At 71.9% G+C, this 1,029-nt stretch carries 1 protein-coding gene; it reads right to left on the reverse strand.

Features of this window, described 5'->3' with window-relative positions; all coding sequences use genetic code 11:
* Nucleotides 1–41: 41 nt before the first annotated feature.
* Nucleotides 42–1,029: ABC transporter permease subunit (locus ACTHQX_RS21695; protein ID WP_440159304.1), on the reverse strand; the 988-nt coding region annotated here is incomplete at its 5' end.

A 1,029-nucleotide genomic window follows, 5' to 3' on the forward strand; every position in this document is an offset into this window, starting at 1 on the left:
ACCAGCCGCACAGCGAGCAGCACCTGTCCAAGCGTTCGGTATCACGGAGTGAGGTCGCGGCGCCGGAACAGGTAGGCAGCGATCCCTGCTCCGGCGAGGGCAATGGTGGTCAGGGTCAGGGCAGCTTCGGGGTCGAACGGCTCGACAGGCATCGCCGCGGAGTGCCGGAACGGGCTCACATCCTGCAGCCAGGCAGGCAGGCGCAGCAGCTCACCGAACTGACCCAGGACCAGGCCGCCGGCCAACATGGCCCACCCCAACGGAATACTCACCCTGGGCACCGCGGCGAAGGCCACCGCCGTTGCCGCGACGAAGACGGCGGCGGCCGGGACGTGCGCCAACGCGGAGCCGATCAGCAGGCCGGGCGGGCCGTTGCCCACGCCGGAGAGGGTGAGGCCGGCGGTGGCCGCGGTCCCGGCGACGGCGGCCACGACCGTGGCAGAGGCCGCGGCGAGGATCAGGTTCGCGCCAAGCCACCGGGCCCGGGAGCGGGGCGTGGCCAGGAGGAGTTCGGCCCTGCCCTCGGCTTCCTCTGTGCGGAGCCGCAGCATGGCCTGGATGCCGGCGGCAGCGGCCAGGACACCGGCGATGCCCAGCAGGGCAGCGGTGAACACATCGATGATCTCTGCCCGGGTCCCCGGGACGAGGCGAAGGATCAGCTCCCGGAGTGAGTCATTGCCGCCGATCACGTCACTGACCACGGGCCCGAGGCTTCCGGCGATGCCACCGAGCAGGGCTGCGAAGAGGCACCAGCCGATCAGGGTGGGCTGCTGTTGGCGCCACGCCAGGCCCAGGAAGGAGGCACCACCCGCGCCGGCTCGCTCCGGGCCTGCACGTTCGGGCAGCAGGCTGGCGCCCAGATCCCTGCGATTTCGGAGCACCATGACGGCAACGGCCAGGGCGGTGGCCGCTGCGGCCAGGACCAGCAGCGGCGCGGGGTCAGCGGCAGAGAAGGGCCTGGAGCGTTGGCCCCACCCGATGGGCGAGAACAGCGAAACCCATCCGCTGGTGACCCTGGTCAGATCGGCG

The sequence above is a fragment of the Arthrobacter sp. SAFR-023 genome (assembly GCF_051965295.1).
In the GTDB taxonomy this organism is placed as follows: Bacteria; Actinomycetota; Actinomycetes; order Actinomycetales; family Micrococcaceae; genus Arthrobacter.